Source organism: Phycisphaerales bacterium, from assembly GCA_016699835.1.
GTDB lineage: Bacteria > Planctomycetota > Phycisphaerae > Phycisphaerales > UBA1924.
This window is the reverse complement of sequence record CP064987.1, coordinates 814,816-840,036: the sequence shown is the minus strand read 5'-3', so window position 1 is coordinate 840,036 and position 25,221 is coordinate 814,816. Positions and strand designations below refer to the sequence as shown.

21 protein-coding genes are annotated in these 25,221 nt (G+C 64.4%); 9 read left to right on the top strand and 12 right to left on the bottom strand.

All coding sequences use genetic code 11. The features are described from left to right. Nucleotides 1-366: 366 nt before the first annotated feature. Both IPK69_03480 and IPK69_03475 read left to right on the top strand, forming a co-directional pair. Complete coding sequence (locus tag IPK69_03480) at nucleotides 367-1,545, top strand: restriction endonuclease (protein ID QQS09694.1); 1,179 nt, start codon at nucleotides 367-369, stop codon at nucleotides 1,543-1,545. A gap of 118 nt (nucleotides 1,546-1,663) precedes the next feature. After that, on the top strand, nucleotides 1,664-1,981 hold the full coding sequence (locus tag IPK69_03475; protein QQS09693.1) for a hypothetical protein: 318 nt from the start codon (nucleotides 1,664-1,666) through the stop codon (nucleotides 1,979-1,981). Between the two features lie 30 nt (nucleotides 1,982-2,011). Here IPK69_03475 and IPK69_03470 read toward each other — a convergent pair whose 3' ends face one another. Together IPK69_03470 and IPK69_03465 are read right to left on the bottom strand one after the other, a co-directional pair. Then, nucleotides 2,012-4,225 carry a serine/threonine protein kinase gene (locus IPK69_03470; protein ID QQS09692.1) on the bottom strand — a complete coding sequence of 738 codons (2,214 nt, stop codon included), beginning with the start codon at nucleotides 4,223-4,225 and terminating at the stop codon, nucleotides 2,012-2,014. 35 nt (nucleotides 4,226-4,260) lie between these two features. After that, nucleotides 4,261-4,830 carry a sigma-70 family RNA polymerase sigma factor gene (locus IPK69_03465; protein ID QQS09691.1) on the bottom strand — a complete coding sequence of 190 codons (570 nt, stop codon included), beginning with the start codon at nucleotides 4,828-4,830 and terminating at the stop codon, nucleotides 4,261-4,263. A 396-nt stretch (nucleotides 4,831-5,226) separates the two neighbouring features. Between IPK69_03465 and IPK69_03460 the strand changes: the two genes are divergently transcribed. After that, the gene (locus IPK69_03460; GenBank protein QQS09690.1) at nucleotides 5,227-5,655 is read left to right on the top strand and encodes a hypothetical protein; all 429 of its coding nucleotides are present in this window, start codon (nucleotides 5,227-5,229) and stop codon (nucleotides 5,653-5,655) included. A gap of 190 nt (nucleotides 5,656-5,845) precedes the next feature. Here IPK69_03460 and IPK69_03455 read toward each other — a convergent pair whose 3' ends face one another. The 4 genes from IPK69_03455 to IPK69_03440 form a co-directional block, all read right to left on the bottom strand. Further along, a complete protein-coding gene (locus tag IPK69_03455) occupies nucleotides 5,846-6,523 on the bottom strand; it encodes a hypothetical protein (GenBank protein ID QQS09689.1) in 678 nt (225 codons plus the stop codon). A 723-nt stretch (nucleotides 6,524-7,246) separates the two neighbouring features. After that, nucleotides 7,247-8,041: a triose-phosphate isomerase gene (locus IPK69_03450; GenBank protein QQS09688.1), complete on the bottom strand. Its 795-nt coding sequence runs from the start codon at nucleotides 8,039-8,041 to the stop codon at nucleotides 7,247-7,249. A 242-nt stretch (nucleotides 8,042-8,283) separates the two neighbouring features. After that, on the bottom strand, nucleotides 8,284-8,691 hold the full coding sequence (locus IPK69_03445) for a DUF4259 domain-containing protein (GenBank protein ID QQS09687.1): 408 nt from the start codon (nucleotides 8,689-8,691) through the stop codon (nucleotides 8,284-8,286). A gap of 201 nt (nucleotides 8,692-8,892) precedes the next feature. Next, nucleotides 8,893-10,110, bottom strand: a complete 1,218-nt coding sequence (locus IPK69_03440; GenBank protein QQS10410.1) for a Glu/Leu/Phe/Val dehydrogenase — start codon at nucleotides 10,108-10,110, stop codon at nucleotides 8,893-8,895. 327 nt (nucleotides 10,111-10,437) lie between these two features. On the opposite strand from IPK69_03440, the gene IPK69_03435 reads away from it, so the two are divergent. From IPK69_03435 to IPK69_03425, 3 genes are all read left to right on the top strand, one after another. Continuing rightward, on the top strand, nucleotides 10,438-10,875 hold the full coding sequence (locus IPK69_03435; protein ID QQS09686.1) for a hypothetical protein: 438 nt from the start codon (nucleotides 10,438-10,440) through the stop codon (nucleotides 10,873-10,875). Nucleotides 10,876-10,966: 91 nt separating this feature from the next. Further along, entirely contained in the window at nucleotides 10,967-14,584 is a 3,618-nt protein-coding gene (locus tag IPK69_03430; GenBank protein QQS09685.1) for a hypothetical protein, read from the top strand. A gap of 380 nt (nucleotides 14,585-14,964) precedes the next feature. Then, on the top strand, nucleotides 14,965-16,617 hold the full coding sequence (locus IPK69_03425; GenBank protein ID QQS09684.1) for a hypothetical protein: 1,653 nt from the start codon (nucleotides 14,965-14,967) through the stop codon (nucleotides 16,615-16,617). A 62-nt stretch (nucleotides 16,618-16,679) separates the two neighbouring features. Here IPK69_03425 and IPK69_03420 read toward each other — a convergent pair whose 3' ends face one another. The 4 genes from IPK69_03420 to IPK69_03405 all read right to left on the bottom strand — a co-directional run bounded on the left by IPK69_03420 (nucleotide 16,680) and on the right by IPK69_03405 (nucleotide 20,536). After that, nucleotides 16,680-17,033: a DUF2695 domain-containing protein gene (locus IPK69_03420; GenBank protein QQS09683.1), complete on the bottom strand. Its 354-nt coding sequence runs from the start codon at nucleotides 17,031-17,033 to the stop codon at nucleotides 16,680-16,682. 27 nt (nucleotides 17,034-17,060) lie between these two features. After that, on the bottom strand, nucleotides 17,061-18,401 hold the full coding sequence (gene accC, locus IPK69_03415; protein QQS09682.1) for an acetyl-CoA carboxylase biotin carboxylase subunit: 1,341 nt from the start codon (nucleotides 18,399-18,401) through the stop codon (nucleotides 17,061-17,063). A 164-nt stretch (nucleotides 18,402-18,565) separates the two neighbouring features. After that, the gene (accB, locus tag IPK69_03410; protein QQS09681.1) at nucleotides 18,566-19,078 is read right to left on the bottom strand and encodes an acetyl-CoA carboxylase biotin carboxyl carrier protein; all 513 of its coding nucleotides are present in this window, start codon (nucleotides 19,076-19,078) and stop codon (nucleotides 18,566-18,568) included. Nucleotides 19,079-19,231: 153 nt separating this feature from the next. Further along, nucleotides 19,232-20,536: an aminopeptidase P family protein gene (locus tag IPK69_03405; protein QQS09680.1), complete on the bottom strand. Its 1,305-nt coding sequence runs from the start codon at nucleotides 20,534-20,536 to the stop codon at nucleotides 19,232-19,234. A 240-nt stretch (nucleotides 20,537-20,776) separates the two neighbouring features. Here IPK69_03405 and IPK69_03400 point away from each other — a divergent pair, with 240 nt between their 5' ends. Then, on the top strand, nucleotides 20,777-22,294 hold the full coding sequence (locus tag IPK69_03400) for a SpoIIE family protein phosphatase (protein QQS09679.1): 1,518 nt from the start codon (nucleotides 20,777-20,779) through the stop codon (nucleotides 22,292-22,294). Here IPK69_03400 and IPK69_03395 read toward each other — a convergent pair. Next, complete coding sequence (locus tag IPK69_03395; protein QQS09678.1) at nucleotides 22,276-23,055, bottom strand: prepilin-type N-terminal cleavage/methylation domain-containing protein; 780 nt, start codon at nucleotides 23,053-23,055, stop codon at nucleotides 22,276-22,278. The two genes, IPK69_03400 and IPK69_03395, sit on opposite strands and share 19 nt — an antisense overlap. 16 nt (nucleotides 23,056-23,071) lie before the next feature. Then, nucleotides 23,072-23,983, bottom strand: coding sequence for a methylenetetrahydrofolate reductase [NAD(P)H] (gene metF / locus IPK69_03390; GenBank protein QQS09677.1), 912 nt, complete (start codon nucleotides 23,981-23,983; stop codon nucleotides 23,072-23,074). Nucleotides 23,984-24,126: 143 nt separating this feature from the next. Between metF and IPK69_03385 the strand changes: the two genes are divergently transcribed. Both IPK69_03385 and IPK69_03380 read left to right on the top strand, forming a co-directional pair. After that, nucleotides 24,127-24,489, top strand: coding sequence for a CoA-binding protein (locus IPK69_03385; protein QQS09676.1), 363 nt, complete (start codon nucleotides 24,127-24,129; stop codon nucleotides 24,487-24,489). A gap of 343 nt (nucleotides 24,490-24,832) precedes the next feature. After that, the gene (locus tag IPK69_03380; GenBank protein ID QQS09675.1) at nucleotides 24,833-25,123 is read left to right on the top strand and encodes a hypothetical protein; all 291 of its coding nucleotides are present in this window, start codon (nucleotides 24,833-24,835) and stop codon (nucleotides 25,121-25,123) included. Nucleotides 25,124-25,221: the final 98 nt, after the last annotated feature.

The following is a 25,221-nucleotide window of genomic DNA, read 5'->3' as shown; positions in this document are numbered from 1 at the left end:
GGGCCGTCGCCAGCGATGAAAGCGAGGAGTTCACCTGTGTAGCAGCACCTCACGAATCGTTGAATGATGCGATGATATTCGTTTGGGAGCCAGTCATGGCGCGACGTGGAATCGATCTATTCAAAATGCTAGAACAAGTCATGTGGGCCCTCATTTCGGGATGGCTCCAGGTTGGCCTTGGCCAACCCAAGGGGCGACGGAAACGCCGCAAGCGTCGTTGAGGCGCGAGATGTGTGCAACCACAAGAGAGAGACCCTCCCTCAAGTACTTTCTGCCCCTTATGTGTCCACCGATATATATTGGTAACTGGTGCGGTGACTTGGCGGACGGCGACTCCGGATCCGGCTTAGTGTACACTCATTCGTCATGAGCAACACCAACACGCGGCTCTGGGTTGTGCACATCTCGAATCAGGCAAAGATCGCGGCCCGTGCGCGGCGGGAGGGGTTCATCTGCATCGGATGGACGCGGATCGGCGACCTTTCGCCGCACGATACACGAGAGAAGATGAAGATCGCGATGCACCGGGCGTATCCGGATTGGTCACCCGGGCGTGTCAACGCGTCATACGGACAGGTCTTTCGTTTCGCTCACGAGATGAGTGTTGGAGAGATTGTCGTGTATCCGGTGAAAGGATCGCGTGAGATCATGATCGGCGAGATCACAGGGCCCTACCGGTGGGCCTCGGACGATGCCGATCTGATGGGCCACGACTACTCGAATATCCGGCCGGTGCGATGGCTCAAGACCGTGCCGAGGATCGTCTTCTCCGAGGCCGCGCTCCACAGTTTCGGGGCATTCTCGTCGGTCTCGACGTCCGACGAGCATCTCGAGGAGGTCCAGCGCGTGCTCGCGAGCGATGCGTCTATCGAGGGACCGAATGTGACCGGACTCGGCGAGCGGCGACGGAGACGATTGGTGCCCAAGAGCGGGACCGTTCTGGGTGCGAGAGACGGAGCGGAGGCAATGGACGGGGGGCTTGGCTCGTGTGTGGGCACGGAACTACCGGGCGATGACGACGAAGGTGGTTCTGCCGATCTCGTTGAACTGGAGTCGGCGGCCGACGCCTTCAACCTGGCCGAGCGTGCGATCGAGGAGACCAAGGACTACCTCCTGCGGCAGTGGGTGCGTACGGGGACCGAGTTCGAGGAGGTCGTTGCCGCGGTCTTCCGTGCCATGGGCTACACCGCGACCACTCAGCAGGGGACGCACGATCTGGGCGTCGACGTCGTGGCGCACCCGGACCCTTTGGGCGTGCAGCCGCCGCTCCTGAAGATCCAGTGCAAGAGCGGCACGAGCACTGTTGGCGGGCCGGTGGTCAAGCAGTTGCGGGGACTGCTCAACGGCCCGGAGAAAGGCGTGCTCGTCTCACTCGGCGGATTCAGCAACGACGCGCGACACGTGCAGCAAAACGACGCCGATCTCGTGCTTATCGACGCCGACCGGTTCATCGATATCTTCCTCGCCCACTACGAGGAGTTGGAACCGCAGTGGCGGCACAAGTTCCCACTCACGAGGGTGTACGTCGCCACAGGCGGTGCGTAAGGCAATCCGCGGAACACTGCGAACTCAGTTGCATGGAGGACTTTGGCGCGGGCAGTCCCGCACCGTCGGGCGAGTTGTGGGTGGTCTGGGCAGGTGACTTGAGGAGAATTCGGAACCCGTGACTGAATCCACCGTTGTTGTGATGGACGACCCCATCGCCGCGTGGAAGAGTCCCATCGGCGTCACGAACGATCCCGCACGCGTGATGGACGCTTCCATCGACGTGTTGGGCTCTCCGATCGGCGTGATGGAGCGTCCAATCGGCGTGTGGAACTCTCCAGCACGCGTGATGGACGATCCAATCGGCGTGATGAACAACTCAACACGCGTGCTGAACGCTCCAGCAGGCGTGCTGGACGATCCAATCGAGGTGTTGGACGATCCATCACGCGGTTATGGCGACGTGGAGCCCCGCCTGGGCCGCGTTCTCGCGTGAATAAGCCGCGCGGACGTGGGCCGGGGGCCATCAACCCGCTGGCGTCATGGTCAAGCCAAGGCGACCGCGCGCGTTGCGGAGGAGGGTCCGCACGCCCTCTCCGGCAGTCGCGAGTTCGGACGCATCAGGGTGCGAGAGGCAGTCGCGCGCCCAGCCGAAGTCGCGGCGAGGCAGGGCGGGGCCGGGTGGGGATGGAGGCGCCGCCGCAGAACCGGAAGCGACGCTCGCGTCTGAGTTCGTGGCAATCACCACATCCACCGGATCCGAGGGGCCAAGAACGATGGCGCTCGCGAGGAGTTTTCTCGTGAGGTCCACCAGGCCGTCGTGCTCGTCGACCACGGTGAGCCATTCGGCCTCGGCCTGGGCGAGGGTGGCGCGTGACTCGGTGTATCGGTGCGACGTCAGGAGCCAGAACCCCGCGATGAGGCGCCATTGGCACGAGGTCACGGTCGGGCGTCCTTCTCCCCCGGTTGCTCCGGCGGATCGTGCGGCCTCGGCGCTCTGGAGTGCCGCGTCGATTCGGTTGCTCCAGACTTCCTTCCCCTCGGGCGTCGACAGATCGAAGGTTGGACCCGTGAGTGTCTGCAGGATCGTGACCTGAGTCAGCCACTCGCTCGAGAGCCCATTGCCGTAGCTGGCTCGCGTCATCAAGAGTGAGTCGGCGAGCGTCGATCTCGCCTGCGAGATGGTCGCGTTGACCCGTTCGGCGCGAAGGTCGGCTACTTCGCGCTGGTGTTCCGCAATCAGGGCCTTCTTCGATTGCGTAAGGACCAGTGCCGTTCCCGCGGAGGCCACGAGAATGAGCGCCGCGGCGAGAGCGGCCGCGGCACGTTCGCGACGCACCCACCGTGTCAGGCGGGCGGCCGGATCTTCCTTCGCCCACACGAGCCCCTCATCGCGGAGCACACGCTCCAGATCGTTGGCCAGGGCTTCGGCGGATTGATACCGCCGTGTCGGGTCGCACGAGAGTGCGCGTGCACAGATGGCCGCGAGAAGTGCGTTGTCGATCTCGGCAATGGCACTCGGTGAGAGCGTGTTGGTGGTGGTAGTGGCTCCGGAACGGTCTCGTTCACTCTCGGCACCTGCCCACGCGCCCCCTGCTGCAGCGCGTGTTCGAATCGTGCGCACGTTGGCCGAGTCGAGGTTTCGTCTCGCCTCCTCGGCAGACGATCCGTTGGGGGCGACGCCCCTCAGGCACCACAAGAGCAAGCCGCCCAACGCGTAGGTATCGGTCGCGGTGTTGAGAACCGAGCCGGGTGCGAACTGCTCGGGGGCTCCGAAGCCGAGCGTTCCTCCCAGTTCCACCATCGAGGGAAGATCCCTGACCTCGCCCTCCCACTGCGCAAGGCCGAAATCGGTGATGCGCGGCGTGCCGTCGATCTCCATCAGGACGTTCGACGGCTTGAGGTCGCAATGGAGCAGACCCGCCGAGTGGATGGCCTGGGTGCCTCGTGCAATATCACGCACGAGCGTGGCGGCGGCCCGTGGTGACAGGCGATGATCCGCGCCGCGAATGTGGCCGTGAAGATTGCCGCCCGCGACGTGCTCGAAGACGACGTAGGAGGCTCCGTCGCTCGTGACTCCGCGATCGAGCGCGGAGGCGACGTTGGTGTGACGCACACGACGGGCCTTGATCGCCTCCGCGGCGGCGACGCGATCGGCCAGAGTTGAGCCTCCAAGGCGAGAGAGAAACTTGACCGCCACGAACACAGGCTTGCCCTCGCTCGACAGGAGTCGATCCTCGGCAAGGTAGACCCTTCCATTGGCGCCCGCGCCCATCCTTTCGCGGAGAACATATCGACTCCGCCCCTCGGGAGTCGGCAGACCGATTTCTTCGGGGAGAGTCCGCTCCGGGATCTCACTGGACGACATCCTCGTGGTTCCAACAAGCGAGCCGAGGACCACGGCAGCATCGATCGCGTCGCAGAGATCTGGATGTTTCGTCCGCAGGTCGGTGATCGCTCGCTCGGAGTCTCCGACGCCACGAGCGTGCGAGCGAAGCACCACGTCGATCACCGCGTCGAGCACCACTGGGCGGTTCCGCAGGTTGGGGATGCTCGTGAGGAAGGCGTCGATCTCATAGGGGCCATCGAGCCCCGATCGGGAACGCCAGTCGATGAGATGGGCGATCTGCTCGTCGGCCGCCGCTCGGACGCTCGAGAGGAACGAGAAGAAGCCCTCGGTGTCCATCCGACCCGAGGCGTGGTAACTCTCGAGAAGGTCGTGCTCGGTGGTATGCCTCATTTGCGTTGTCCTCCGATCCAATGGAGATGCTCGATTTACGCACGCTCATCATCTGAGAGACGTTCGGCAAGACGCTCGCGGATGAGTTGCCATCGCTTGCGGACCGCCGCGTGGGTCATCCCGAGTTGCTCGGCCGTCACGTTGTGGGGCATGCCCCAGAGCCAGTGCATGAGGATGGAGCGGTCGTTCTCTGAGTCGAGCATCCCGAAGATCCGTTCGACATCGGCGTACGAGCCCCTCTCGGTCGACCATTTTGTCTGCGCGCGCAGACCAAGCCTTCGCGCGATGGGCGTGTCCTCTTCCTCGACGGCACGGAGGCGCAATATCACGCGCTCTTTGTCCGCGATGGAGTGCTGGGTGATCGTCTGCATAAGCGACAGAAGTTGCGGCACGCCCTCGGCCTCGATCGATCGCTTCATGACGTACTCGTCGAGACGCCGGCAGACCGTTGAGAAGATCTCGCTACTGTCGAAGAGCCGTCGCATCGAGGAGTTAAGCCGAGAGCGGATCCGCCGCCGGATCATCGGCTCGAAGCGATGAACGAACTCTGCCGCAGCGACTCGGTCGCCATTCCGCATCCGCCCCAAAAGTTGAGCAACTGACATCGGCGACTCGATCGCGGGTGGCGTTGCGCTCGCCGGATCAAAGGCCGACTCCTGAACGAAGGGCATCCGGTGTGGGGCGTCAGCGTCGATCTGACGAAGGGAGTGGTAGGTGCTGGACCCCTTCTGTCCCTTCTCTTCCAATTGCGGGACGCTCGATCTTGTGGATTCCGGAGCCGAGGTTTCGCTCCGGGGCGTGATCTCCCCCATTGTGCCACTCCAAAGAATTTTCCCAAGTGCCTTCACACCAGCCCTGTTTGCGCCGCCCTTTGGAGAGGCGGATTCACGACGGTGTGAGTCCCATTTAAATCTCCGAACGCGTCCTGAACAAGACGCCCGTTTGGCGATGCCAGGAGGCACGATATGCACGCGATTCGAGTCAGCGGAACGAACATTCTAATGCTCGGCCTTGTCACCATCGCGATGGGCTTTGGGTCGCGTTCGGCCGCATCGTTGGCGGTGGACATGACCATCTTCGCCACGACGACCGCGACAAGCCCCGCCGAGGTTGTTCCCGTCGCCCGCGACGCCATGGATGACGAGTTCGGGTTGATCGTCGAGTCGCTGCTCCAGTTCCTGAATCTGTACGAGATCCGGCCGGTGGCGTTGAACCCAAACACCGACGAGGCGCAGTTGTTCGTGGACACCTACAACACGAGCGGTATTCGTCAGAACCTGACCCCAGCCGACATCAGCAGCGCTATCGATACGTGCAAGGACGCGCTCGCGTGGATCGCGAACCACCCCGGCTACTTCTCGAATCCGCTCGAGGGGGACTTCGTCAAGGCGGTCTCCAACGCCCGGAGCGACCTCTTCGGTAGGCAGTAGTTGCACCGATCAGGCACCGTTGCGCGAAGGGCAATCAGGAGAAGGTGTGCCGAACAGGCGCTCGAAACCCATGCAACCCACATTGCCGGACTTGGCGTCGGAGCGTCGCTGGAAGATCATCGGCGCGCTCCACGCCATTCCGGAGACGCTGCCACGTCGGTGGGCCACGAACGCCGCACGCGAGTTTCGGCTAGCCTTCGACGCGGATTGGCTTGGCATCGGCTTGATACAGGCTTCTCACACCACGCACGCCGCCCGCGTGATGTCCGTGGGTGTGAGCACGCGGGATGGCGATGAGAAGCACCTCACCGGGCCCCAAGACCTTGTCGAATTCATCGAGAGACGTCGGAGCTCCCGTGACACGGCGCTCATGGAGTGGCACCACGCGATCACCACGGCGCTCTTGAATGCCGACGATCCGCTCTGGAGCTGGATCGTCGAACACGGTGATTCGGCGCTCCGAACACACACCCACGCCCAGTCTCACCCCGGATTCCGAGTCTCGCGCGTGGTCGTGAAGTCTCTGGATCGTCGGTTGATCAAGAGCCCGGGGCCGGAGTGCGTCTCGGTCTGCGGGATTCGAGAAGGAAGCCGAGTTCAGCGATTCGTGGCCATGATCGGGCCGGTCTCGATGGGGGAGTGCGGCGGTCCAATGTGCGACGGATTCTTGAAGATGGCCGTTGCCGCCCTTGGTGAACGCGTCATCAGTTCGTGGAATCTCCTCGACCGATACGGGGCCGACTTTGGCGATGACACCACCACGGAAGACATGGCACGGATTGTCCTGGAATGGCTCGGCCGCGATGGCCCTATCACGCCCAGCACCATCGCCACCTCCCCCGCGCGAGATGGCCGTATCGACCGTCAACGCCCTCGGGGTCTTGGGCGACCGTAGGAATGCTCCGCGTCTCCACTCGCGAAGCGTGCATTCTGGTCCATTCGATTGTCGGCTCAGGCTCCGGTCGCGAACGCACAACATTGAGTACTTATGAATCAAGTGCACACATAAATGTGCCATGTGCCATTGGTAAGAAAACGCAGTTAGGACGCAGTATCACGCGTCCGGTTGGGAGTCAACCCGGCGACCTCGGAGTTTGCTGGCCAGATGAGCCATCCCAACCAACCGCATCTCCCTTGCCAACACTCCGCGAACGTGGCACCTTCGGCTGCAGAGACTCCGATGGCGATCGAAAGAACCGCACAGAAAGCCGACGTAACTCGGTTGACAGCCACAAGGACGCACTTTGCGGACGCGATGTCTCTGTTGTTGGCCGCAAGGACTCTCTCGCACGCCCCAAAGACTCTGTCGACGGCCCAAAGAACTCCGTCGCACGCCGCGAACACTGTTTCGAACGCCCAAAGCACTCCGTCGTCGGCCTTCGACGGAGCGTTGGCGGTGGTTCTGGCGACGTGAAACCCCGCCTGGGCCGCGTTCTCGCGTGAATAAGGCGTGGGGACGTGGCCCGGGGGGGCTAGATGGTCAAATCAATAAATTGCCAAATGACCAAATGGGACGCACACAGAGCCAACAGCGCGCGATATTGACCCTTGGTGTGAGTGCGAGCAACACTGCGTCCCACTGAGCCGCGGCTCAGGCGCGAGCAATCGCCGCCGCCTTCACGATGCCCACGAACTCCACCGCCTTGAGCGACGCGCCGCCGACCAGGCCGCCGTCCACGTCACCCTGGGCGAAGAGTTCCGCGGCGTTCCCCGCCTTCAGCGACCCGCCGTACTGGATCCGCAATCGCGCCGCCCGCTCCGGGCCATACAAATGGGCCACCAACTCGCGGATGTGCGCGTGCGCCGATTGCGCGTCGTCGGGCGTCGCCGTCTTGCCCGTGCCGATCGCCCACACCGGCTCGTACGCGATCGTCAGACGCTCGAGCCAGTCCCCCGGAACCTCGGCCAGGCCCGTCTTGATCTGCCGGCTCGTCACGATGTCCTGGTGCCCCGCCGTACGCTCGTCGAGCGTCTCACCAACACACAGGATGCACTCGAGCCCCGCGTCGAGCACGGCACGCACCTTCGCGTTCACCATCTCGTCGCTCTCGCCGATGACGTGCCGACGCTCGGAGTGCCCGCACAAAACGACCTGCACGCCGCAGTCCTTGAGCATGTTGATCGAGACCTCGCCGGTGAACGCGCCGTCCTCCTTGAAGTAGGCGTCCTGGGCGCCGAGTTTGATGGCGCTGCTGCGGTCGCGCAGGATCGAGCGGACGAGCAGGAGATACGGATACGGCGGGAAGACCGCGACGTCCACGCCGTCGATGTTCATCAGCCCGTCCACCACGCCGCGCGTCAGGTCGGACGCCGCCGTGCGGTCGGTGTTCATCTTCCAGTTGCCGCCGACAAAGGGCCGACGCGAGCGTTCGTGATCGTGTGCCATGTGCCCCAAGGGTACACGCGGCGATGACGCCGAGCGGGAGGGACGTGGCGGAGATTCATTGCACGGGCTGGTATTCTGAAACATGAAGCCCGACCGTGAGGGAGGGCCTCGCCGCGCTCGTGACACCGATGGCGGGCCGTCACTCACGGCCTGGCGACGTGCAGGCCCAAAGCGAAAACGCCCGCGAGTCTCCCGCGGGCGATGTGGTCCACTCGATGTCGATCAAGGCCGGGCCTCGACGCTCACGCCGCCAGGCGACGCTCCAGATCCGCAACACGCGGCTCCCACTCGGCGAGATCGTCCTGCTCGTCGAAGAGATCGCGCAACTCCGACGACTCGCGGATCGCCTTGACCGCCTGGGCCGCACGCTGAACCAGCGACGCCGCCGGCGAGGGCTTCCCCTCCACCCATCCGTGGATCTCCTCGGGAAGGTCCGACCCGCGTGCGCCCTTCAGCGCGGCCACAACCTCCGCCGCGGCGAGCGCACAGCACGCCTCGGGAGCCTCCGCGTATGCCTCCTTTGCGTTCAGCACACGCTCGAACGCCTCCTCGATCAAGGCGGCGTCGTCCATCTCCACAAGATCCGCCGCCCAGTCGGCAGCGTCGTCATTCTCAAAGTGGCCAAAGCCCCAGGCACCCATCTCGTCCATGTCCTTTCTCCTCGCGTCCAGATCCCCACTCGATCAGGTCCCGAACAAACCAGGACCGACGAGGGCAAGCCGAACGCGGCGCACCATCCTTGAACGGAACCATCGGCCTGTCCAAAGGACAGGCACGAAAATCAGCACAAAAACCTCGATATCCATCGCCGGATCCACAAGCCGCCGTGCGTCGCGTCCGGATCCCCCGATTTATGGGAAGATCCCGCGCACCTCATAGGCCTTGGCCAGCCGCTCGAGCGCCGCGATGTACGCCGCCGTCCGGAGATCGACGTTGTACTTCTTCCGCGCCACGCGCACCCGCTGGGCCGCCCGGACCATGTGCTTGTTCAGCGTCTGGTCCACCTTCTCCAGGTCCCACGACTGGAACGTCTTGTTCTGCAGCCACTCGAAGTAACTGACCGTGACGCCGCCCGCGTTGCACAGGATCGCCGGAAGGATCTCCACGCCCCGCGACTGCAGCACGCGCTCCCCTGCGGGCGTGGTGGGGGCGTTGGCGCCCTCCGCCACGACCTTGCAGTTCAGCATGCTCGCCTCGGGCTCCTGGATCATCTGCTCCAGCGCCGCCGGGATGAACACGTCCACCTTCGCCTTGTAGAACTCTTCCTTCGAGCACTTCGTCGCCTTGGGATACGACGAGACGCTCCCCTTGGTCTCGCAGTGCATCGCGAGGTCGTGCGCGTCGATCCCCTGATCGTTGCGGATGAACCCCGTGTGGTCGGCGGCCGCGATCATCTTCGCGCCCTTGTCCTGGAAGATCCGCGACGACCACGAGCCCACGTTGCCATAGCCCAGCGTGCTGAACGTGCACTGCGCGGGCTTCAGGTTCAACTCCGGGAGCATCTCCACCAGCGTGTCCACCACGCCCTGCCCCGTCGCTTTCTCACGACCCAAGGACCCGCCATACTCGATCGGCTTCCCGGTGATCACCGCCGACGGATTCTGTCCCGCGACCTCCGACAGGAACGAGTACGTGTCCGCGATCCACGCCATGTGCTGCGCGTTCGAGCCGACGTCGGGCGCGGGGATGTCATAGTCCGGCCCGATGTTGTGCGCGATCGCCGACGTGAACCGGCGCACGATCCGCTGCATCTCCGCTGTCGAGTGGTCGCGCGGGTTCACCTTGATCCCGCCCTTGCCCCCGCCATACGGCACGCCCACGAGCGAACACTTCATCGTCATCAAAAACGCCAGACTCTTCACGTCGTCCAGGTGCACGTCGTGATGGAACCGCAATCCGCCCTTGTACGGCCCCAGCGCGTTGTTGTGCTGAACCCGGTACCCCTTGAACAGGCTCCACTTCCCATTGTCCATCAGCACCGGGAAGTGAACCATGATCTCGTTCTTCGGCTGCGCCAGAACCAACTTCAAGTATTGCGGCAGGTCCATGACATCCGCCGCGTGGAGCATGCAGCCGACCGTCTGGCGGTACAGGTTGTTCGCGTCCGCGGGGAACGCCAACTCATCAAAGACCGGGTGCGCAAAGCCGGCCGATCCTTCGGCGGCCTGAGGCCTCTCAAGTGTCGCGGGTGTCATGGGAAACGGTTCCGTATGCAACGGCCACCCTCGCGCCCCGTCCCAAAGGCGAACTCGCCAGGGATCCACGCAAGGAAACTGAAAGTGGGAGAGAAGCGTAGCGGTCCCTCCCCATCCCGTGAATCCTCCACGCCAAAACTTCTTTCACTTTCGCGATTTTCAAGGTCGCCGTTCGGGTCCAAGGCCGGGAAGATCCCTCGCATGACCAACACGCTCATCCTCTACAACGCCGCCGACCTCATGTGGGCCTCCAAAATCAAGGCCACCGCCGAATCCCTCGGCCTCGCCGCGCGCCCCGTCCGAACCCTCGACATGCTCGAGGCCCGACTCACCGACCCCAATCCGCCACACCCCGTCGCCCTGCTCGTCGATCTCGATTCTCCGCCCGAACTCGCCCTCTCGCTCATCAACCGGGCCCGAGAGTTCAACGCCACGCACACGTCGACAAGTCCAGACTCCAACTCCCCGCACCCGACGCCAAACTCTCCCCGTCGACTCCAGATCCTCGCCTGGGGCCCCCATGTTGCCAAAGACCTTCTCGACGCCGCAAAGTCCCACGGAGCCGACGAGGTCATGACCCGCGGGGCCTTGAACCACACTCTCGATCAGGTGCTTGTTCGGCTGGCGTCACACGCCTGACCAGTTTTTTCTCTGATCAATCCCACCCAAATCCGGGCGCGACGCACCTCCTTGTCGCCTAACCACATACGGGGTTGGGTGGAGGTGTTCCATGAAGATGATCAGTCTGAAGAGCGGCCTGAACAGCGTCCTCAATGCCATGACACGAATCGCCAGGCGATCGCTCGTCACATACGCCTTCGTCGCCCTCGCCACGCTCCTCCTCGCGCTCCCGCCCTCGGCACGCGCGCAGACCACCTTCGACATCACGAGCGACGCCCGCTACGCCGAGTTCAAGGACGCCCTCACCGCCTCCCAGATCGTCCTCCTCGAAAACTCCCTCGCGCCCAACCCGCGCCTCCTCGCCGTTCTCGCCGCGACCGCCGAACTCGCTCGACTCAACCCGAGCGCTGCCACCGATCAACTCGAAGCCTTCGCCACAACCTTCAACACCGCCCTCGCCACCTCCTTCGCCGACGATCCCGATCTCACCCGCCGCGGCAACTTCATCGCCGCCGTCCGCTTCGTCGCGCGCGTCACGCCCACCACCGAGACCCTCGCCGGCCTCGATTTGAATATCGGCGAGTCCACTCTCGAAGCCCTCGGCCTCGACCTCGGCAGCGCCTCCTACCGCCAACGCTCCGTCCAGCACCAGCGTTCCCAGGTCGTCGATGTCGCCCAGAACGCCGCCACCACCAGAACCCTCGTCGCGGCCTTCATGGACGCACGAGTCTCCCCCGCGATCGCCGCGTTCCTGCGCTCCCAGAACATCGAGCCATTCCCCACGCCCGCCGTTCTCGCCGGCGCCTATCCCGAGATCGCCGGCGCCCGCGCCACGATGCCCGCCACCTATGCCGACTACCTCACCGCGCGCTCCACGAACTTCGCCGACGCCAAGGCCCTCAGCCTCGCCGAACTCGCCACCGTCCGCGGCACGATCGACACCCATCTCCAATACGTCGCCGCCGAACTCGCCACCGATGGCGATACCGGCATGTGGGCGCGATACACGCCCACCCCCGACCCCGCCCTCATGGCCCAACTCGCCCAGCAACTCCAGAATGAGGCCCGCGCACGAGCCGTCAGCCGCGCCCGCCTCACCATGAACAACTTCCTCCAGGCCCAGGCCCTCGACCCCGCCGTGCACATCGGCGCCAACCAACTCGAGGACCTCGCCGCCATCACCCTCCAGACCGAAGAGACCACAGGCCGCGTCTCCGCCGGCCTCAACATCGCCGGCGGCCTCATCGGCGCGGGCGTCGCCTTCGCCGCCGAAGGCCCCGGCGCCATCGTCGGCGGCGTCGGACTCCTCCTCGGCGTCGCCAGCGCCATCACCGACCTCGTCGGCGACGAGACCGGCCCGCCGCCCCCCGAGCAGCAGATCTTCGACCAGATCATGGAACTCCGCCAGCAGGTCGAGCAGGTCCGCCTCGAGATGCACGCCCGCTTCGACGCCATCGATCGCCAACTGGAAGTGATCTACGCCACCATGTCCGACTCCTTCAACCTCATCAACGAGACCCTCCGACGCGTCGAGGGAAGCCTCAGCGAGATCCAGGTCTCGCTCTACGGCGTGCGCTCCGCCATCAACCGGCTCGAGGCCAATCTCTACGGCGTCCTCGCCGACGGCTTCCAGCAGGACCTCCTCATCGACATGGACTTCGGCCTGGGTCACCGCGCCCGCACCGGCTTCGACCTCGCCTACTCCGGCGCCGGAAACTCAACCTACACGGGCCTCGAGAGCACCTTCTACACCTGGGCCACCACCATCGCCGCCGACAGCGGCCACGCCGGCCCGACCTCCCCCAATCTCACCTATGGCCCAACCGCCATCGACCAACTCGCCGACTTCCCCCTCGGCTTCAACATCAACAACCTCCGCGCCTTCCCCGCCCAACTCGGCCTCTCCACGCTCAGTTCCCAGCGCCTCGTCGATCCCACCACCTGGTCCTTCGTCGCCGACGCCTACGCCCAACTCGGCCGCGAGAACCCCTGGTACTTCGCCGCCATCAACGCCACCTCGCCCCAGCGCCTCAACGACATCATCGCCAAGGGCGAGACCGCCCGCGACGCCATGCGGAACGCCAGGAGCGCCGCCCTCTACAACCGCCTCCTCGACGACTTCGACGCTCGCGTCCCCGCCATGGCCGACCTCCTCGCCCAGCGCCACACCGCCAACGTCGCCACCCTCTTCCCCGAACTCGCGCCCCTCAACGTCTGGCTCGACGAAACCCAACCCATCGTCCAGTTCACAAGCCCACCCGTCGGCCTGCTCTCCAGCACCTGGGCGACGGTCTACGACCCCAGCGGCGGAAGCAACCAATACCAACTCCGCCCGCCCGGCGGCGCCCGATACTGGGGCCTCATCCATCCCGCCATCGGCATCGCCACCAAACTCAGGCTCAACGTCCCCGACCTGCTCCACCCCACCGTGACCACCCTCGCCGGCTCCGGCTTCACCCACTCCTGCCAGGTCTTCGTCGATCCCGTGAACGGCTCGAACACCCAGTTCGACCTCCACTACACCTACAGCACCTCCAGGCGCGGCCAACTCGTCGCCATCGTCCGCAACGTCGTCCGCATGTACCACAGCGATGCCTGCCTCCAGTGCGCCGAGTACTACGCCCTCGATGCATGGAACGGCCAGATCGCCCAGACCTGGTTCGATCCCCCGGGAACAAACTACAACTACACCGGCGGCGCTCGCGTCCTGAGCAAGATCAGCGGCTCGGTCGACTACCGCGGCCACATCGACGACATCATCGCCGCCGCCCACGACGCACTCGCCTCGCGACGCACCACCGCCGCCGGCGTCCTCTACGCCGGGCTCGACCAGGCCGGCGCCCTCCGCGACGCCATCGACGCCGCCCAGGTCCCTGTCTCCATGCTCGACGCCTACCTCTCCCTCGGCGCCCCCGAGTCCTTCGTCTCCAGCGACATCCTCCGCGCGGGGATTCGGGGTGGTGGGGGCGGTGGGGGGAGTGGTTACGGCGGGCTCGGCGACGGCACCCTCCGCGAACTCATCCTCGCCGACTCCAACGTCAACTTCGCTTCCTCCGCCGACATCCAGGCCGCGATGAGGCAACGTTCCGACGCCTTGCGCGCCGAGGTCGACGCGATGATGGAGAACACAACCCCAGAATCCCACGACTACATGACCTGGTCCATCGCCGGCCTGCGCGATCTCCGCACCCTTCCCACGCGCCTCACCGTCCCCGATCGCTACAGCGTCACCCCCAACCAGACGCTCGTCGTCCCGGCTACCTCCGGACTGCTAACAAACGACGCGGTCCAGGGCCCGGATATCTCCCGCGCCGCGGCGATCATGACCTTCCCGACCCACGGCTCCGTCACGCTCCACCCAGACGGCTCTTTCGAGTACACCCCAACCCCGGGCTTCACCGGCCTCGACACCTTCGCCTACCGCGCCAGCGCCACCATCACCGTTCCCGGACAGTCCTCCATCGTCGTCAACGCCAACACCGCCAGCGTCTACCTCCTCGTCGGCCAGTCCACCCCCACCTGCGTCGCCGACGTCGACGACGGCAGCGCCACGGGCGCCACAGACGGCGCCGTCACCATCGACGACCTGCTCTACTACCTCACCATCTTCCAGGCCGGCCATATCGACGCCGACATCGACGACGGCACCGCCACGGGCGCCCCCGACCAGGCCGTCACCATCGACGACTTGCTGTACTTCATTCAACGATTCCAAGGTGGGTGCTAAAGGTCCAAGACGGTGAAAACCGCACAACTGCTAACAAAATGCAAATAAAAAGTGGTTTCTCCGCGATCTCGGGTGGAGTTTCCACAAAAGTACTTGCCCGTAACCAATATCTGGATATATTGATAATCATGTCCAAAATAATCTCTGATCAAGGCCTGCCTTCGATCGAGACTACGGCGCCAAATCCGCAGCGACGGAGTTTGGTGTTCGCGGTCATTTCGATGTCGGTGGCAAGCGTGGTGCTGGGCACGATCTTCCAGATGACGATTCGGGATTTTCATCTCCCAGGAACACAAATAGGAGATGTGGATCCGTCAGTGATGACCTCGTCGGAGGTGTGTGCCGCGTGTCATGGTGGATTGGACGACACGAATGATCCGATGTCGACGTGGTCCGGGTCGTTGATGGGTCAGGCGGGGCGGGACCCGTTGTTCTTTGCGCAGATGACGCTGGCGAACCAGGACGTGAGCAACGTTGGGTACTACTGCATGCGTTGCCATGTGCCCTCATCGTTTGTGTCGGGTCACGCGTTGCAGGCCGACGGATCGACGCTTGACGCGTCGGACCGAGAGGGTGTGTCGTGCCATTTCTGTCATTCGATGGTGGATCCGGTGTACCGGCCCGGGGTCAGCCCGGTAGAGGACGCCGCGATTCTCGCGGGCATGCCGGAGGTTCCGGGGTATTACGGCGATGCGATGTTCGTGCTCGATCCCGCGGGGCGTCGTCGTGGCCCTCGCTCGGACAGTGAGCCATTGCACGAGTTTATCCACTCCCCATTCCACTCCACAGGGAACTTCTGTGGGACCTGCCACGATGTGGGAAACGTGGCGGTCACAAAGCAGGCGGACGGGACGTACCGGTATAACGCGTTGAACGAGCCGACACCATCACTCGATCCGGCGCATCAGTTCCCGCTCGAACGGACGTATACGGAGTGGCGACTCAGCGAGTTCGCGAGTAGCGGTGTGGACATGGGTGGGCGATTCAACGGCAACGGCCCCAGCGTGATCCGTACGTGCCAGGACTGCCACATGCCTAAGTCCGAGGGACTCGCGTGCATCGTCGGTCCGAATCGGACGCAGATGGCATCCCACGAGTTCGCGGGCGCGTCAGCCCAGGTGCTGGACATCATCGCGAAACACACGCTCGGTGATCCGGCGGTGGACCAGAACGCGATTGCACGTGGTCGGGCGTCCGCGGTTTCAATGCTACGGCGTGCCGCATCGCTGGAGGTGAGACAATCGGGTGGGATGCTCAAAGTCCGTGTCACAAACGAATCCGGGCATAAGTTGCCAACTGGGCACATCGAGGGACGCCGAGTGTGGGTGAATGTTCAGTTCCGAGACTCGACGGGCACGATCGTCCGCGAGAACGGCCGATACGACGAGACCACCTCAACGCTGGACGAAGACACGACCACGGTGTACGAGATGCTTGTGGGGTTGAGCACGTTTGCCGCCCAGGCGACCGGACTCCCCGCTGGACGCACGACCCACATGGCGTTGGCGGACAGTATCGTCAAAGACAATCGCATACCACCACGAGGATTCAACAACGCCACCTACGCCAACGCGGGCGCACCGGTCGTGGACGCCACGTACGCCGATGGACAGTACTGGTCGGACGTGGAATTCAGGATTCCTCTGCGTGCCGTCTCCGCGGCGGTGCGACTGCTCTACCAGCAGACGCCGAAAGAGTACATCGAACATCTGCGGGATCACAACCACACGGACACATGGGGGCAAACACTGTACTCGTTATGGTCAAGTACGGGGCGAGGTGCCCCGATCGAGATGATCGGTATCACGAGCTCGCTCATACCCTTCTGCCCCGCCGACCTCGACGATGGCAGCAACACAGGCACGCCCGACGGCGCCGTCACCATCGACGATCTGCTCTACTACCTCACCATCTTCCAGGCCGGCCATATCGACGCCGACATCGACGACGGCACCGCCACGGGCGCCCCCGACCAGGCCGTCACCATCGACGACCTCCTCTATTACATCGAGAGGTTCCAGTTGGGATGCTAATCGGCAGCAACCAGAACTCTCTGCTTTGCAGATCGAGAGCGGCGGGAACGAACACCTAAGCGTCAGTCCTCACTGATATGCTTGCGGCCTGCCCACTCTCCCCACACGCCGTCAGTATTGAGGATCACTTCACAATCGCAGCCCGCGCCATTCTCTTGCAGCCAAGCGAGAGTCTTATCGACGGGGAGGTTGTGATCCTTCAGATACCGTGTAGCTGCACGAAGATCGTGTGCACAAGGTTGGCTATCAAGATAGTCAAAGAGTCCCTTGAGTTCAGCCCGTGTGAGTGGGGGAAGGTCCTCGGATGGTGCGGGTGCCAGTTGACGACTCTGTCGTCCACCAAAGTTGTAAAATGAACCAATCGCGAGGGCGAGTACTCCAACAGCGATGAGAACGGCACGCGTAGTACCCGCCATGGGCGTCCTCCTGTTCCGCGAGACGGTTTACTTCAGCAGCCGCTCCAGATAGTGAATATCCACGCCCCCCTGCCGGAACGCGCGATCTTCCATCAGCCGCTGGTGCAGCGGGATCGTCGTCTTGATCCCCTCCACGCGGAACTCGCGCAGCGCCCGAGCCATCCGGTCCATGCACTGCTCGCGGTCGTCCGCCCAGCAGATCAGTTTCCCGATCATGCTGTCATAGTTCGGCGGCACGGCATACCCCGTGACGACGTGGCTGTCCAGGCGAACGCCCAGCCCGCCCGGCGGCTCGAACGTCGTGATCCTCCCCGCGCTCGGCCGAAAGTTGTGCTCCGGGTCCTCCGCGTTGATGCGGCACTCCATCGCGTGCCCGCGGATCGAGATGTCCCCCTGCCGGAACGCCAGTTTCTCCCCCGCCGCCACCCGGATCGTCGTCTTCACGATGTCGATCCCCGTGATCATCTCCGTCACCGGGTGCTCCACCTGCACCCGCGTGTTCACCTCGAGCATGTAGAAGTTCTGCTTGTCGTCCATCAGGAACTCGACGGTGGCGGCCCCGTGGTAGTTGGCGGCCTTGATCAGCCGCGCCGCCGCCTCGCAGACGTTCTCGCGCTTCTTGCGATCGATGTTTGGCCCCGGCGCCTCCTCGATCACCTTCTGGTGCCGACGCTGGAGCGAGCAGTCCCGCTCGTACAGGTGCACGGCGTGCCCGTGCTTGTCCCCAAGCACCTGGACCTCGACGTGCCGCGCGTGCTCGAGGAACTTCTCGATGAACACGGCCCCGTTCCCGAACGCCGCCTGCGCCTCCTGCTGCGCCGCCTTGATCGACGAGCGCAGCGTCGCCTCGTTTCGACACACGCGCATCCCGCGCCCGCCCCCGCCCGCCGCCGCCTTGATGATCACCGGATACCCGATCTTCGTCGCCACCGCGACGGCCTCGTCCTCCTCCTCGATCGCGCCGTCGGAGCCGGGGAAGATCGGAACCTTCGCCTCCTTCGCCGTCTTCTTGCACGCGACCTTGTCCCCCAGTTTCGCCATCGCCTCGGGCGTCGGCCCGATGAACTCGATCTTGCAATCCCGGCACGCCTGCGAGAAGTCCGCACGTTCCGACAGGAACCCATACCCGGGATGGATCGCGTCCACGTCGGCGATCTCGGCGGCGGCGATGATCCGCGTGATGTCGATGTACGACTGGCGCGCCGGCCCGGGCCCGATGCAGATCGCCCGATCCGCCAGCCGCAGATACGGCGCGTCCCGATCGGCGGTCGAATACACGCACACCGTCTCGATGCCCATCTCCTGACAGGCCCGCATGATCCGAAGGGCGATCTCGCCACGATTCGCGATGAGGATGCGTTTGAACATGCTGGTCGCTCGAAGAAATCAGAACGCAAAGGACACAGAGGTCATTCAGAGGAAAACAGAGAGCAGAGCCAGGTGGGTAAACGGCAGAACAGTCAGAGTAACGAGAAGAACCCCATACTTCCCTTTGTCTTCCTCCTCGCCCCTCCGTCTTCCTCTGCGTTCGGTCACGCCGGCCGAATCAGGAACAACTTCTGACCGAACTCCACCGCCTCGCCGTTCTTCACGAGAATCTGCTCGATCACGCCCGACTTCTCCGCCTTGATCTCGTTGAAGACCTTCATCGCCTCGATCAGGCACACGACCGAATCGGGCCCGATGCTCGCCCCGGGTTTCACAAACGCCGGCGTGTCCGGATTCGGCGCCGAATAGAACGTTCCGACCATCGGGCTCTCGATCGCCACAAGCCCCGCGGGCGTTCCGCCGCCAGCCGAGGGCGTCGGGGCCGCGCTCGCCGCCGCGACCGGTGCATGAGCCGCGGACGCAGGCGCCGCGAACGCGGGCGCCGCCATCGGCATCGAGCCGCCCATACCCCCATACATCACCGGCTGGTGATTCACGGTCGTTCCCGCCGCGGGCCCGCGCCGAACCTTGATCGTGTCCTCCTTGATCTTCAGATCAACCTCAGACAAATCGTTGTCCACCATCAACTTCACGATGTCCTTCAGTTTGTCGAGCATCGCACACCCTTTCTGGGTATCCAACGGTCTAGATCAGGCATCCGACGGTCCGCCACCCACGCCATGCCCGGCGCGAACTGGCGAACCCATTGGGGCGAAGGGTAGGACGGAAACGCACGCCGCAACCCCGCTCGCACCTCACCATCCACACCATCACCGAAGCGTCGACCACTCCAGCATCTTCGGCAACCTGCAGAAGTTCCGCGCCCCCGTCTCCGTGATCACGTACAAGTCCTCGATCCGCACGCCCCCGATCCCCGGCAGGTAAATCCCAGGCTCCACCGTCACCACGTGCCCGGGCCTCAACTCCATGTCCGCCATCAGCGGATTCAAATACGGCGGCTCCTTCGTCATCCCCAGCCCATGCCCAAGCCCGTGGGGCAACTCATACCCGTGCTTCTCGATGTGCTCGCGCGCGATCCGATCGATCGAGTGCGCCATCCGCCCCGGCGCCAGCGCCGCCGCCGACATCTCCTGCGCCTCGCGCACGATCTCATAGATCTCACGCATCGTCTTCGACCACTTGCCCAAGGAGAACGTCCGCGTCATGTCGCCGCAGTACCCCTCGAACGTCGCCCCCCAGTCGATCAGAAGCGGAGCACCCGCCGCCGTCTTCGTCCGCGCCGGCCGATAGTGCGGCAGCGATCCATTCGCCCTCGCGCCCACGATCGAATCAAACCAGCAGCGGCTGCTCCCGCGCTTCTTCATCTCCGCCTCGAGGTTCGCCGCGATCTCCAGTTCCGTCTGACCCGCACGGATCGTCGGCAGCACCGCCAGCAGCGCCGCCTCCTGGATCCGGATCGCCGTTTGGATCAGTTCGATCTCCGCCTCGTCCTTCACGAGCCTCAGCGCGCCCACAAGCCCCGAGATCGCCACCGCCTCCATCCCGTCGCCGCTCGCCATCGCCCGCTGGATCGTCTCATACTCCGCGACGCTCAGGTGCTCCGCCTGCACCGCGAACCGCGCGACGCGCTGCCGCTTCAACACATCGCCCACCGTTTCCCACATCCCCTTCGTCCGCAGCACCACATCCGCGAGCGTGTGCTGCGGCTCGAGTTCCTCGGCATACCGCCCATCGCTCACGATCACCGCGCCCTTGGAACCGAGTTCAGGCCCCACGCACAGCACGCTGTCCCCACCCAGAAATCCCGTGAGATATCCAACGTCCGTCGAGTGGCTGATCACCGCGTGCTCCACGCCGCGCTTGCGCGTCTCACTCAACAGCCGCGCGATCCGCGCCGCAAAGTCGGGCGTCGGCCCGCGCTTCCCCAACGCCTGCGCCCGCCCCGCGCCACGAACCGCCGCGACCTTGATCGGCGCAGGCCGACGCGCAGAACCACCCGAGCCTTTCGACGTTCCCTTCCCGCGGCCTTTCGCCGGCGTGTGCACACGCGCCCGCTTGTTCCGACCACCCCGATCTCCAGATCCCGAGCCGCCTGTGGTGATGCGTTTGGCCATGGTTCTGGAAGGGTAGCGGCCCAATTGTCTCGCACCGAACCTCCTACCCAATCTCGTGGCACAGAGAGGGGGGGCGTCCCGCCTGTGTCTACTTCTACTACAACTTCCTCGACGATTCGCCCCACGCCCACATTCTGTCACGAAAGCGACACCCCGCATTTCCTATACTGATTCCGCCTGCCTCGCCGCTTCGATCGTGCAGACACTCCATCCACGGCCATCTCGTCCAATCGCCAGCCCATGCCCCGACGAGACTCCTCATCCACGCTCCACATGGACCACGTCGAGGCCTTCGATCGCGAGCGCGGCCGCGTCCTGCGCAAACGCATCCAGTGGTACTGCATCCTTGCTATCACCTTGATGCTCGTCGGCCTGACCGCCTACCTGCCCGATCTCCTCGGCTCTCGCGACACATTGTCTACCTCCAACTCCGACAGCGTGACCAGCGTCGTCGGCGCCGCCGAGAATCTCTCCATCGGCCTCCTCTTCTCCGGCGTGCTCGCCTACCTGCTCATCCGCCGCCCGCCCCGAAGCCGTCTCGTCTGGGTCCTCACCTGGCTGACGATCACCGCTCTCGCCATTGCCATGTCCTTCGAGGTCCTGAAGTACCAGGCGAATCGAGACGCCTACGCCACCGCCGAGGACGTGCGAAACGCCCAGGCCTGGGCCGGCGTCATCGCCATCATGGCCTTCGCCATGATGTTCACCCTCGCCTGCGTCCTCGTTCCCATGACCATCCGCGAGTCCGCCCGCATCGCCCTCGCCTGCTTCACCATCTTCGTCGCCGTCATCGTCCTTCTCGTGAAATCTCCCGCGAATCTCGCCCTGTGGCTCATGCTCGGCTTCGTCGCCAGCGCCGCGCCCGGCATGGCCTGGAGCTGGTGGCGATACCGCGAGTTCGACGCGAGATTCCAGGCCGCACGCATCAAGGAACGATTCGAGAATCTCACGGGCGAGGTCCAGGAACTCTCCGCCGAACTCGTGCAGGCGAGACGCCTGCACGAGGCCCTCTTCCCGCCGCAGATCTCCGACGGGCCGATCCGACTCGCCTATCGCTACGAGCCCATGCGAGACATCGGCGGCGATTTTCTCTTCGTGCACACGGCACCATCCGGAACTCTAAGCGTCGTACTCATCGATGTCTCAGGCCATGGCATCCCCGCCGCCCTCGCCGTCAATCGGATCCATGGCGAACTCCAACGACTCGTCGCCGTGCAGCCCGAAGTTGGACCCGACGCCCTGCTCAAGGACATCAACACCTACGCCCTCGCCGCGTTGGGCGCACAGGGTGTATTCGCCACCGCGATGTGCGTCCGATTCGACGCCGACGCGCGCGCACTCACCTGGGCCAGCGCCGGCCATCCCACCGCCTTCGTCCGCTCCACCGATGGCGAGATGCACGAACTCGCCTCCACCGCCACCATGCTCGGCATCCTCGACGCGAGCGAGTATGACCCGTCGCCGAAGTCGCTCGCGTTCTCGCCCGGCGATCGGCTCCTCGCGTACACCGACGGCGCCATGGAGGCCCGCGACGCGTGGGGCAAGGAACTCTCCATGCCCGGCATCGCGAAACTGGCCCGCGCCGGCTGGGCGGCGGGCGAGGCTTCCGTCGCCGACCTGGTCATGCGCGCGGTCGTCGCCCACCGCGACGGCGGCCCGATGGACGACACGCTCATCGTCGAGGTCGAGTTCGCGGCCGTGCCGAGTTCCGTGCCCGCGAGCGCCGCCGGTGATTTGGATCAGGGCAAAAACGTGTAATCGGCGGTCGTGTTCACGATGCCGCGCGGGACGGTGACGCCGGTGCGCACGTGGGCATCGACGTACAGGAGATTTGCCCGGGTTCCGGCGTTAGTGGTGCGCGTCAGCCAGTCCATGCCGCGATCGCCGTCCTGCTCGTAATTGTAGATGGTGTGCGTGGCGACGACCCAGGTTTTGGCGGTGTTGGTGACGGGCGGCATCCGGCCGCCGCCGCCGTCGGGTTGTCGTGGGACGAGCGTCGGAACACTGTCGCCCTCGAGGGCGTGGTCGTTGAGCGTGTAACTCGAGCCGAGGAGTTCGTACATGGAATCGGTGCGATCGAAGCCGGGGATGGGAACGCCGGTGTTCTGGGCGCCCTTGTCGACGGGTGAGTGGAAGACGGGGAGTCCGATGTTGGCGGGGCTTTTGTCGGGTGGCGGCGTGAAGTCGAGGACGTATCGATTCAGCGGGCGGCGTTCGGGACCGATGGTGTCGATGCCGTAGAACGGGAGTTGGCCTTTTTTCCCGGCGAAGAGGGCTCCGATGACGGCCTCGCCGCCGCCGGGGAGCGGGCCGAGCGCCTGCGGGAGGTGGTCCTTGAAATCAACGAGGTATTGGATGGTTCCGATGCCGATCTGGTGGAGTTGGCTGCCGCAGGCGACGGTGCGAGCGGCCTGTCGTGCCTTGGCGATCGCTGGGAGGAGGATGCCGATGAGGAGCGCGATGATGGCGACGACGACAAGGAGTTCGATGAGGGTGAAGGCGTGGCGTGTCGCGCGCATGGTGGACTGTAGCGGACTATCGGCGGAGGCCCGAGGAGTCTTTGACGCCGAGGGTGGCGTAGATCTCGCGGGTGGCGGTGGAGCGGTTGAGGGTGTAGAAGTGGATTCCGGCGACGTCGTGGTCGAGGAGGTCTCGGGATTGCTCGGTGGCCCAGTGGATGCCGACGCGTCGGACGCCGTCCTCGTCGCCACCGGCGCGGTTGAGGGCGCGGAGGAGGGAGGCGGGGTATCGGGCACCGAGGGCGAGCTCGGCCATTCGTTTCATGCCGGCGGTGGAGGTGATGGGCATGATGCCGGCGACGATGGGGACCTTGATGCCGGCCATCTCGCAGCGGGCGCGGAAGTCGTAGAAGTCACGGTTGTCGAAGAAGAGTTGGGTGATGATGGCGTCGGCGCCCTCGTCCACTTTGGCCTTGAGACGGTCGATCTCGACGAGGCGGTTGGGGGTCTCGGGGTGGCCTTCGGGGAACCCGGCGACGGCGATGCCGAAGCCTCGCGAGTCGGGATGGATGCCCTTGTCGGCGAACTTCTTGATGAAGCGGACGAGATCGCCGGCGTAGTGGAAGGACTTCCAGGGAGAGCCTTCGATGGACTTGGGAACGTCGCCTCGGAGGGCGAGGATGTTGCTGATGCCGGCGGCGGCGTAGCGCTCGAGGATGGCTCCGACCTCGCGTTCGTCGTGGCCGACGCAGGTGAGATGGGGGACGGGATCGAGGGAGGTGTCGGACTTGAGCCGGACGACGAGGTTGTGGGTGAGGTCGCGGGTGCTGCCGCCGGCGCCGTAGGTGGCGGAGACGAAGGTGGGTCGGAGGGACTCGAGTTCACGGATGGACTCGAAGAGGTCGTTGGCGCCCTCGGCGGTCTTGGGTGGAAAGAACTCGAAGGAGAAGGTCGAGTGGTGGGATTTGAAGATGTCTCGAAGGTGCATCGCCGGTCCCTGACGTGAACGATCGTGGTGCCCGGGGTGCCCGGGTGCGGTGACTATATCCGTTCATCCGGATAAACGGATGGAGCCACTGGAGGTCTGGAGAGGCATCTCAGAGCCTGGCGGGCAGGCACGAGGAGCAATCCATGAGAGTGATGATCGTCGGGGCGTCGGGGGATCGTGAGAAGTTTGGGAACAAGGCGGTGCGGGCGTACCAAAGGCAGGGGCACGAGGTGGTGCCCGTGAACCCGAGGGGCGGCTTGATTGAGGGTTTGGCGGTGGTGCGGCGGGTTGAGGATGCGGTTGGGCCGTTTGACCGGGTGCTGTTTTATGTGCCGGCGGAGGTTGGGGAGGAGGTGATGCCTCACGTTCTCGGACGGGGTGATGTGGGAGAGGTGTGGCTGAATCCTGGGTCAGAGAGTGAGGCGTTGGTGGCGATGGTGGAGGAGGCTGGAGTGCCTGTGATTCAGGCGTGCGCGATTGTGGATGTGGGGGAGAGGGCGGAGTGAGAAGAGTGGGCAGTGGCGAGAGGCCTTCATTTTCTGTGCTCTCAGATGGAGCATGAGGAGTAGCCACAGGCGGGATGCTCTTCCTCATTGAGGCATGAGAAGAGGTAGAAGGAGTAGAGGCAGGCGGGCCGCCTGCCCTACGAGGTGTGGGGGGTTCGGTCGGAGCACCGCTCAGGAGAGCGGTGCCACCAGGGGCGGGGCCACCGGGAGCGGTGCCACCGGGATTGGTGCCGGCTGAGGCCATCTTGAGTTTGAGGATGGTGGTGGCGGCTCTTCGGGTGAGTTCGTTGTCTTCGCCTCGGAGGATGATGCGCGAGAGGCAGGCGATGGCGTGGACCTTCGCTTGCATCAGGAGCATGTCGGCGCGGAGTTCGAAGAGGTGTTTGAGTTTCTCGAAGAGGTGCTCGAGTTCGGGAAGGCGGGTCCACTCGGCGAGGGCGTCCTTGGTGGTGGTGATCTCGTGGACGAGGTCGTCGAGGGTTGTTTCGTGGTCGAGGAGTTTGCGGATGATGTCGGCGGTGGGGAGCATGAAAGGAACATACATGCTCTTTGGTTGAATGCAAGGGGGTGTGGGGGGTATCAGCGCGTCTTTGCGCAGGAGTGGGCATTGCGCGGGAGATGGCGCGCGGGTTGAGTAGTTTGGTGAGGATGTGAGTGAGGCAAAGCAAGTAGACGAAGGTAGACACAGGCGGGACGCCCCCCCTCCCCCCTCCCCCCTCCCTGTGTCACGAG